5 protein-coding genes are annotated in these 9,674 nt (G+C 62.5%); all 5 read right to left on the bottom strand.

The window, feature by feature from the left end:
- Positions 1-330: 330 nt before the first annotated feature.
- The 5 genes from arcC to I2E45_RS10020 all read right to left on the bottom strand — a co-directional run bounded on the left by arcC (position 331) and on the right by I2E45_RS10020 (position 9,526).
- The gene (gene arcC, locus I2E45_RS10040; protein WP_006235166.1) at positions 331-1,293 is read right to left on the bottom strand and encodes a carbamate kinase; all 963 of its coding nucleotides are present in this window, start codon (positions 1,291-1,293) and stop codon (positions 331-333) included.
- 654 nt (positions 1,294-1,947) lie between these two features.
- A complete protein-coding gene (nifJ, locus tag I2E45_RS10035; protein WP_195445960.1) occupies positions 1,948-5,487 on the bottom strand; it encodes a pyruvate:ferredoxin (flavodoxin) oxidoreductase in 3,540 nt (1,179 codons plus the stop codon).
- A 476-nt stretch (positions 5,488-5,963) separates the two neighbouring features.
- Positions 5,964-6,902, bottom strand: coding sequence for an FHA domain-containing protein (locus tag I2E45_RS10440; RefSeq protein WP_229058935.1), 939 nt, complete (start codon positions 6,900-6,902; stop codon positions 5,964-5,966).
- 3 nt (positions 6,903-6,905) lie between these two features.
- Complete coding sequence (locus tag I2E45_RS10025; protein ID WP_195445959.1) at positions 6,906-8,750, bottom strand: serine/threonine protein kinase; 1,845 nt, start codon at positions 8,748-8,750, stop codon at positions 6,906-6,908.
- Positions 8,747-9,526: a hypothetical protein gene (locus tag I2E45_RS10020; protein ID WP_195445958.1), complete on the bottom strand. Its 780-nt coding sequence runs from the start codon at positions 9,524-9,526 to the stop codon at positions 8,747-8,749. Before I2E45_RS10020 ends, I2E45_RS10025 begins: the two co-directional genes overlap by 4 nt.
- Between the last annotated feature and the right edge of the window lie 148 nt (positions 9,527-9,674).

Genomic DNA, 9,674 nt, shown 5'->3' with positions numbered 1-9,674 from the left:
GGGGGCAGGGACGTTCGGCCGTGCGCGGGCGCCCGGTCGGCGGCCCGTTCTGGGCGCGCCTCAATCGTAGCCCGAGATGGTCCCAGGCTGACAATTTCGACTGTAATGGACGTTCTTGTTTGGCTAGTCGTTTAAGAACGTCCCCAATGACTATTAAGGACTGTCCCAAGCTGCCGGCAGGAAAGGACCGTCCCCAAGTGCCGGGTTTGTCCCCAATGACTAGGTGAATAGCAAAAGCCCCGCAGCCGGAGCGGACTGCGGGGCTCAGGAAGAGAGGCTAGTTTGTGGGCGCTTTGCCTGGCGCCCACGAGAGAGGCAACAGAGTAGAGACTACTCGTGGATGCGGGTACCGGAGAGGCCGGCCATGGTCTCGGCGGCCTTGTCCAGAGCGCCGATGATGCAGGTGCGGCCCTTGCGGGAACGGGCGAACTTGATGGCAGCGCGGACCTTGGGCTCCATGGAACCCTTGCCGAACTGGCCCTCGTCGGCCAGGCGCTCGGCCTCGTCGGCGGTGAGGTCCTCGAGCTCCTCCTGGTTGGGCTTGCCGAAGTTGATGGCGACATGCTCAACGGCGGTCAGCAGGAACAGAACGTCGGCGTCGCAGTCCTCGGCCAGCAGCTCGCCGCCCAGGTCCTTGTCGATGACGGCGGGAACGCCCTTGTAGCAGCCCTTGTTCTCGTAGTCGCGGACGACGGGGATGCCGCCGCCACCGCAGGCGATGACGATGAACTCGTTGTCGAGCAGGTTGAGGATGGAGTCAGCCTCGACGATCTTCTTGGGATCGGGGGAAGCGACGACGCGACGCCAGCCGCGGCCGGAATCCTCGACGAAGACCTTGGAGGGATCCTCGGCCATGAACTCCTTGGCCTGCTCCTCGGTATAGAAGGGGCCGATCGGCTTGGTCGGGTTCTTGAACGCGGGATCATCCGGGTCGCACTCGATCTGGGTGACGACGGTGGCGGCGTGCCAACGCTTATAGCGCTTGTGCATCTCGCGGCCGATGCCCTGCTGCAGGTGATAACCAATGTAGCCCTGGGACATGGCGCCGCACTCGGGCAGCGGCATCTCGGGGGTGCCGATGGCGTCGTGGGCAGCAGCGAAGGCGTTCTGGATCATGCCGACCTGCGGGCCGTTGCCGTGGGTGATGATGATCTCGTTACCCTGCTCGATGAGACCAAGGAGAGCGTGGGCGGTGTTGCTCACGGCCTCGATCTGCTCGACGGGGTTGTTGCCGAGGGCGTTGCCGCCAAGGGCGACGACAATACGATCGGGCTTGCCAAGAGGCTTAGACATTGCTGGAATCCTTTCTGTAAAAGGCCTACAACCCATTAATAACCCGCGTCCGTGCGATACGCGAGTTTATTAAGGTTTATATTCTCTTTATCGCTCATTTTATTCATTTTGAAAACAGTTGAACGGTGAACGGTCATTTTTACCCGCTCAGCGTAAAGAAGCCCAGCTTAGGCATATCTACGTCGTTTACGTGCAACTTTATTTTAATAGAGCAAGGATTAGACCAGATTATGCAAACTATATCTTTGCTAAACACAAAACGGGCAGCGTTATATCTTACTCGCACTATACGAGATTCTATGCATTAATAAGACGAGTATGCACCCTTACAAAAACATGGGGCCTTTCATTCAGCATAAGGAATATAGATGAGCTCCAAAAGGCAGCAACAGCCAAAACCTCCATCCATCCCCAAAGTGGCGCGAGGTTTCGCGGCAAAGCCGCGAAACAGCGAAGGGGACAAAAGGCCCCCACAGCCACGTCCTTCATTCAGCCACACAATCCGAGGACGTAGTCGTAGCAGGGTCTGAGGGCTGACCTTCGCGGACACTCCGCAGGACGAAAGAACCCCCGCCGCACGTAGTGCGCAGCGGGGGTTCTTTCATGTCCGAGGACGTCCGCGAAGGTCAGCCCTCAGATCCTGCGGTGGGAGACCTAGGCCTCGTTGTACACCGTCTTAAGCTTCAGCAGGTGAGCGTAGCGGTCCATGGCGGCCTGCTCGTTCTCCTTGAAGAGCTCCTCGGCGCGCTCGGGGAAGGAACGCGTCAGCGAAGCGTAACGGGCCTCGTTCATCAGGAACTCCTGATAACCGCCCGCGGGCTCCTTGGAATCGAGCGAGAACTTCTTGCCGGCAGCAGCCTCGGGGTTGAAGCGGAAGAGGTTCCAATAACCGCACTCGACAGCCTTCTTCATCTCGGCCTGGCAGTTCTGCATGCCGCCCTTCTTGATGGAGTGCATCTCGCAGGGGCTGTAGCCGATGATGAGGGACGGACCGTCGTAGGCCTCGGCCTCGTGGATGGCCTTGAGGGTCTGAGCCGGGTTGGCGCCCATGGCGACCTGCGCCACATAGACGTAGCCGTAGCTCATGGCAATCTCGGCCAGGGACTTCTTCTTGGTCACCTTACCGGCAGCGGCGAACTGAGCGACCTGGCCCAGGTTCGAGGCCTTGGAGGCCTGACCGCCGGTGTTGGAGTAAACCTCGGTGTCGAAGACAAAGACGTTGACGTTGTGGCCGGAAGCCAGGACGTGGTCCAGGCCACCGAAGCCGATGTCGTAGGCCCAACCGTCGCCACCGAAGATCCAGAAGGACTTCTTGGTGAGGTAAGCCTTGTCGGCGAGGATCGCCTTGGAAGCGTCGCAGCCGCACTTCTCGAGCTCGGCAACGTAGGCGGCGGCAGCGGTCTTAGAGGCCTCGGCGTCGTTGACGGAGTCGATCCAAGCCTGACCGGCGGCCTTGAGCTCGTCGGACGGACCGTCAGCGGCGATGATCTCCTGCGTAGCAGCGATCAGCTTCTTCTGGACGGCCTCGTAGCCAACGGCCATGCCCAGACCGTGCTCGGCATTGTCCTCGAACAGGGAGTTGTTCCACGCCGGGCCGTGACCGTCCTTATCCTTGCAGTAAGGAGCGGTGGCAGCGGGGTTGCCCCAAATGGAGGAGCAGCCGGTGGCGTTGGAGATGAACATGCGGTCGCCGGCAACCTGGGTCACCAGACGCGCATAGGCGGTCTCGGCGCAGCCGGCGCAGGAGCCGGAGAACTCCAGGTAGGGCTGCTTAAACTGGCTGCCCTTGACGTTGGCCGCGATGAGTTCCTTCTTCTCGGAGACGTTCTCGACCATGTAGTCCCAAACGGGCTGCTGGTCCATCTCCTGCTCGGTGGGAACCATCTCGAGGGCGCCCTTGGGGCAGACCTTGACGCAGTTGGTGCAGCCCATGCAGTCGAGCGGGGACACGGCCATGGTGAACTTCATACCCTTGGCCTTGGGGCCCATGGCGTCGAGCGTGCGGGTAGCCTCGGGCGCGGCGGCAGCCTCGTCCTCGGTCATCGCGAACGGACGGATGGTGGCATGCGGGCACACATAGGCGCACTGGTTGCACTGGATGCACTTGGTCTCGTCCCAGTGAGGAACGACCACGGCGACGCCGCGCTTCTCGTATGCGGAGGCGCCCAGCTCAAACTGGCCGTCGGCGCAATCGACAAAGGCGGAAACGGGCAGGCTGTCGCCATCCATGCGATCGATGGGCTCGAGCAGGTTCTTGACCTGCTGGGCGATGGCGGACTTGGTCTCCTCGGTGAGCTCGACGGGAGCGGCATCCTCGGCAGTTGCCCAGTCGGCCGGAACCTCGAACTTACGGAAGGCGGTAGCGCCGGCATCGATGGCCTTATGGTTGGCGTCGACGATGGCCTGACCCTTCTTCATGTAGGACTTGGTAGCCGCGTCCTTCATGTACTGCAGGGCGTCCTCGGCGGGCAGGACCTTGGCCAGCGCGAAGAAGGCGGACTGGAGCACCGTGTTGGTGCGCTTGCCCATGCCGACCTTGGCAGCCAGGTCGATAGCGTCGATCAGGTAGACGTTGACGTTGTTGTTCGCGATGTAGCGCTTGGCCACGGCGGGCATGTGCTCGGCGAACTCCTCGTCGCTCCACTGGCAGTTGACCAGGAAGGTGCCGCCCGGCTTGACGTCGCGGACCATCTTGAAGCCCTTGACGATGTAGCTGGGGTTGTGGCAGGCGACAAAGTCGGCCTTGGTCACGTAGTACGGCGAGCGGATCGGGGAATCACCAAAGCGCAGGTGCGAGACGGTGACGCCGCCGGTCTTCTTGGAGTCGTACTGGAAGTAAGCCTGAACGTACTTGTCGGTGTGGTCGCCGATGATCTTGATCGAGTTCTTGTTGGCGCCGACGGTGCCGTCGCCACCCAGACCCCAGAACTTGCACTCGATGGTGCCGGGGGCTGCGGTGTTGGGCGCATCCTCGGCCTCGGGCAGGCTCAGGTTGGTCACGTCATCGACAATGCCGATGGTGAACTCGCGCTTGGGCTCGTCCTTCTTAAGCTCCTCGAAGACAGCGAACGCGGACGCGGGAGGCGTGTCCTTGCTGCCCAGGCCGTAACGGCCGCCGACGACCTTGATGCCCGTCTTGCCGGCCTCGTAGAGAGCGGAGACGACGTCCTGGTAGAGCGGCTCGCCGATGGAACCCGGCTCCTTGGTGCGGTCCATGACGGCGATCTTCTGGACGGTCTCGGGGAGAACGTCGACGAAGTGCTTGATGGAGAACGGACGGAACAGGCGAACCTTGACCAGGCCGACCTTCTCGCCGTGAGCGTTGAGGTAGTCGATGACTTCCTCGAGCACGTCGCAGAAGGAGCCCATGCACACGACGACACGATCGGCGTCGGGAGCGCCGTAGTAGTTGAACAGGCCGTAATCGGTGCCGAGCTTCTCGTTGATCTTCTTCATGTAGCCCTCGACGACGGCAGGGAGCTCGTCGTAGACCTTGTTGCAGGCCTCGCGGTTCTGGAAGAAGATGTCGCCGTTCTCGTGGCTGCCGCGGGTGTGCGGGTGCTCAGGGTTGAGCGCGTGATCGCGGAAAGCCTGGACGGCGTCCATGTCGCACATCTCGGCCAGATCCTTGTAGTCCCACATGGCGACCTTCTGGATCTCGTGGCTGGTGCGGAAGCCGTCGAAGAAGTTAAGGAACGGGGTCTTGCCCTCGATGGCGGCAAGGTGAGCCACCGGCGAGAGGTCCATGACCTCCTGGACATTGCCCTCGGCGAGCATGGCGAAACCGGTCTGGCGGCAGGCCATAACGTCGGAGTGATCACCGAAGATGTTCAGGGCGTGGGAAGCGACGCAACGCGCGGAGACGTGGAAGACGCCCGGGAGCTGCTCGCCCGCGATCTTGTACATGTTCGGGATCATCAGGAGCAGGCCCTGAGAAGCCGTGTAGGTGGTGGTCAGAGCACCGGCGCCCAGCGAACCGTGAACGGTACCGGCTGCACCTGCCTCGGACTCCATCTCGACGACCTTGACCGGGGTGCCAAAGATGTTCTTGCGACCCTGGGCCGCCCACTGGTCGACGTGGTCGGCCATCGGGCTGGACGGCGTAATGGGATAAATTCCCGCTACCTCGGTGTACGCATACGAAACATATGCGGCCGCCTCGTTGCCGTCCATAGACTTAAACTTACGCGCCATATACCCCTCTCCTCTCATATAGGTATACAGGCCCCGGCGATTGCCGGGATGTTGGCGTGATGGGATTTTCGCTGTTGCTTCCAATCATCTGGCAGGCAGACTGAGCAGCAGGTACATGGCGTGGAGAGAAGGCATGCCAAGGCGAGGGGCGCTTGCGCACCGCAGGCCTAGCTACCCGTCTTGCACATGGCCGAGCGCCGCAAAGGCCGCATGCCGGATGCTCCCGGGCACGCCCCGGCGATGGGAAGCGCCCGCAACGGAAATCCGCATGCGGGCTTATTGTACCCCGCCGTCAAGTGTAATTTCGACAAATATAGGTGGGAGGTAAAGGTTTACCTCGGGTGACTATCACACGGCCGCTGCCAACGAACGCAATCCCCGGGGACCACGCAGCAGTTGCGGTGAAATAGTTCTTGGATACCCGCCTCAAGGGCCTCATCAGGAACTATTTCACCGCAACTTATTTAGGAGATGAGTTAGAGGGCGCCGAGGAGGATGGCGTAGGTGGTGGATTCGCCGAGTCTGAGTTCGTCACCGGGGTTGAGCTGGGCGCGGCGGCCGGGCTCGACCTGAGTGCAGACGTTCGTCGCGCCGTTTACCACCACGGTTCCGTTGGTGGACGACAGGTCCTCGACGTACCAGGCATTTTGATCATCGCACCACACGTGGGCATGGCGAGCCGAAACGTCATCGCCCACATCGGTGATATCGCCTTCCCCCGTCGCCAGCGCACCGATCTCGACGCCCTGCTCACTCGGCTGAATCCAGCGCGGGGCACTTACCACGTAACCGCCTTGCACGCGAAGCAGGCCCAGCGGGTGCGCAGGCGCCGCCTCGTGATCGCCCGTGACCGTCGAGGTGCTCAGCGAGCGCGGCGTCGACGTGGCGCCGCCGCAGGTCGCATGAGCGTAGTCGATGGCATAGGTCACCGACGAGCGGACATCTGCCGAGCAGCCGACGGCGACAAACAGCACCAGCACGGCCTCGGCACGCTCGGCGGGCATAAGCTCCGCCGCCTGCGACAGGCGCTCGACCGCATTACGGTAGAGGCTCGTATCCTGATGGCATTCCTCGAGCGCCCGCACCATGGGCTCGCCGGCGGGCCCGCACACCATGTTGATCACCGCCGTGGCATTCATGGGATTGCGGCGACGCAGGGCAAGATGCGACATGATGCGCGCGGCCGAGGTGCCGTAATCGGCAAAATAGCGCTCCTGCAGCGTGCCGACCGGAGCGCGCACGATAAAACGCGAGACCCAGGAGCGATCGGCGGCGCGGCTCTGGGGGCTGCGGCCATCGGCCAGCGGACGGCTCGAAAGCACCATGCCGCACAGCTCGATATGGCTCAGGTGCGCTGCGCGTTTAAAGATGTCGAACATGGCTCCGCACGGGGTGAGCTTGATTTGAGATGCCATGGCCTAGACCTCCTTGGTCGTTGAGCTCGTATCGGACGACTCCTCAGTCGCCCCGACAAAGGCGCGAACCGCTGCGGCACCACCGGCAAGCGGCGTCGCCGTCTGGGTTTTTGCGCGCCGCGGCGCCGCGACGGGAAACTCAAAGGCAAAACCCATCGATAGCAAAAACCATACGAGCGTGTATGTTGCAATTAAGGCGGCAACAAGGCCGCTCGCTACGGCGCGCTGGGAAAACACAGTGCATGCAACCGCGATCAGCACCGGAACCTCGCAGGCAGAAAGCGCCAGTACGCCATGCAGGAACCCCGTGCGACGATCGCGCGCCATGGCGCCGGCGGCAATACCCGCCATGCCCGGCAGCGCCAGCGCGAGCGCGGCAACGACACCCGGCAGCGTACCGGACCACGAAATGTACCCCACGGCAACCGTCGCACGAGCACCAGACGCCAGCAGTGCCGCCGACACCACCACAACGGCCCATACGAGGCCGCAGACAGCCGCAGCGCCGATCATCGCAGCTCGACGGACCATGCGGCCGGACGCGTCCATGGGACAGGGCGTGAGCGGCTCGCCGCGGAGCGAGCGGCCGACGTTTTGCGCGTAGTGGTCGCAAAACGTCGTAAGCGCCGCCTCCACCGCGGCGGGCTCGGGACGATCGCCCTGATTACACGACAGGCAGGCCATGACCACGTCGAACAACTGGGCATCGACAAATGCCAGCGCGTCGCGCAACTCCTCGGAGTCCGGTTCGAGCCCCATCTGCTGTGCCTGCTCGGCGGCGGCGAGCGCCACATCGGGCTCACGCCGAAGCAGCTGGGTTAGGTCGCAACCGGGCGCATGGGCGCCAGCGGGATAGTCGGGGCGCGTATCCATCTTGAGACGATAGGGACTGGCAATATCGCGCGTCTTTTTGCGCGAACCCGAGGTGCCCGAAGTGCTCGGCGCCGCCTCGTACGGCGCGACGCCGGCGATGAGCTCATAGACCGTGCTCGCCGCGGCATACACGTCAATTGCGGGCGACATGCGCAAAACGCGCAGGTCAGCAATATCGTCGGTGAGCATCTCAGGCGGAGCGTAGGCAACCGTCGCGCGGCGCAACGTGGCGTAGCGCTCTGTAAAGGACTCCTTGCCGCCGGTTCCCGCCACCGCAGAGGCGGGCTCGAGCGCCAGCGACGAGCCAAAGTCGATGAGGCACAAATCGAACGTGCCCTCGGCAAGTTGTTGGTCGAGCGGCAGGCGCGCCGTGCGAACCATAATATTGGCCGGCGAGATGTCGCGATGGACAAAGCCCTCCCCCACCAGGTTCATGCGGCAGAGCAAGTCGAACAGGTCGCGGCCCAGGCGAGCGGCCACGATCGGTGACAAGCGACCGGCATCGTCCACGGCAAGGCGTGGGCGCAGGCGGGCAAGCGTCTCGCCCTCGACCCATTCCATGACAATCGCAGGCACACCGTCGACCTCGCCCCATCCATACAGGCGGGGAAAGCCTTTAAGGCCCGAAAGGGCGCGATGGCATTCGTATTCCTCGCGAAACGCCGCCTTAAACTTAGCGACCAGCGCCTCATAAGCGGCGTCGTCATCGAACTCGTCGCGCGTCGGCAAGATGAGCTGCTTGAGCGCCACGGCCTCGCCCTGGGCATTGACGGCACGCGTCACGCGGCCGATGCCGCCACGGCGCATGGTGCCGTCGTCGGCAAACAGCATCGCAAATCGACGCTGGTAGACGGGTAGCTCATCCGGGCTCAGCGCAATAGCAGGCTCAAACCCTCCAACGCGCACCAGGCGCAGGCCCACCATGGGGTCGCGGTTTAGCGCGCACGATGCGCTAGAAGCAAGGCTATTCGTCATAGGGCGATCGCCGCCACTTTGGTATTGAAGTTGTTGAGCGCGACGTCGTCATCGCCGTAATGCCCCACCCATTGGCACAGGTTGGTGTAGCAGCCCCATAGGTTGGCGTATTGCTGATACCACTTTGACTGGGGAGAAAACGTTTGCCGGCCAAACTCGGCGCGAATGACAAACATATCGTTGGCCAGGCTATCGCACGGCCCGGTATCGCCTGTTGCGTTATAGGTCGAGACCGCGCCATTGGCCCGAGAGACATAGCCATCGAGCATGTTGCACTTGGTCACGAGCCAGCTGTGTATGCTTTCCTCCTCGGCGGCCGAAAGGCCGCTGGAGTTTGTATTGCCACCGGTGCTGCCGCCCGCCGAGCTGTTGCTCCCGGACCCGCCGGAGGCGGAGCCCGAGCCGGAGCCACCGCTCGAGTTCGACGAATCGGAGCTGGAACCAGACGAACCGGAGCCGCCAGGTTTCCCCGGCTGCTGCGTATCCTGACCCTTTTGCTGCTCGGCCTTGTTTACGACGGCCGAAACACTGTTATCGGAAAGGTGATGGATGATCTTGGTATTGGTGAGCACGATGATCTTGGTATTGGTGAGCACGATGGTCTTGCCGTTGGCAAGCGCGATCTCGTTGTCCGACGCCTCGGCGCTGCCCGCGTCGTCGACACCAAACACGACGTGCGTGACTACGCTCGCCCAGGCGTATCCGGTTGTGGTGCCCAAATCGCTTTTGGCCTTGTGCCCCACACGCAGCTCGCGCGCGGTACGCGCTTGCACCATAGGTGGCACAGCCAAACCGTAGGCAGAAACGCCGGCAACGACCAGCGCCAGACACTATGACCCAATCCGAGGGCACTAAAAAGATAGGAGCCCCCGCTCGTGACCGCGGGTCGGGGCTGCGACAATGATGTTGAAGTGCCATAGGCGC

It is taken from the genome of Collinsella aerofaciens, from assembly GCF_015555045.1.
GTDB classification, from domain to species: domain Bacteria; phylum Actinomycetota; class Coriobacteriia; order Coriobacteriales; family Coriobacteriaceae; genus Collinsella; species Collinsella aerofaciens_W.
The sequence above is the reverse complement of the archived record's forward strand: the minus strand, read 5'-3'. Positions and strand labels throughout refer to the sequence as shown.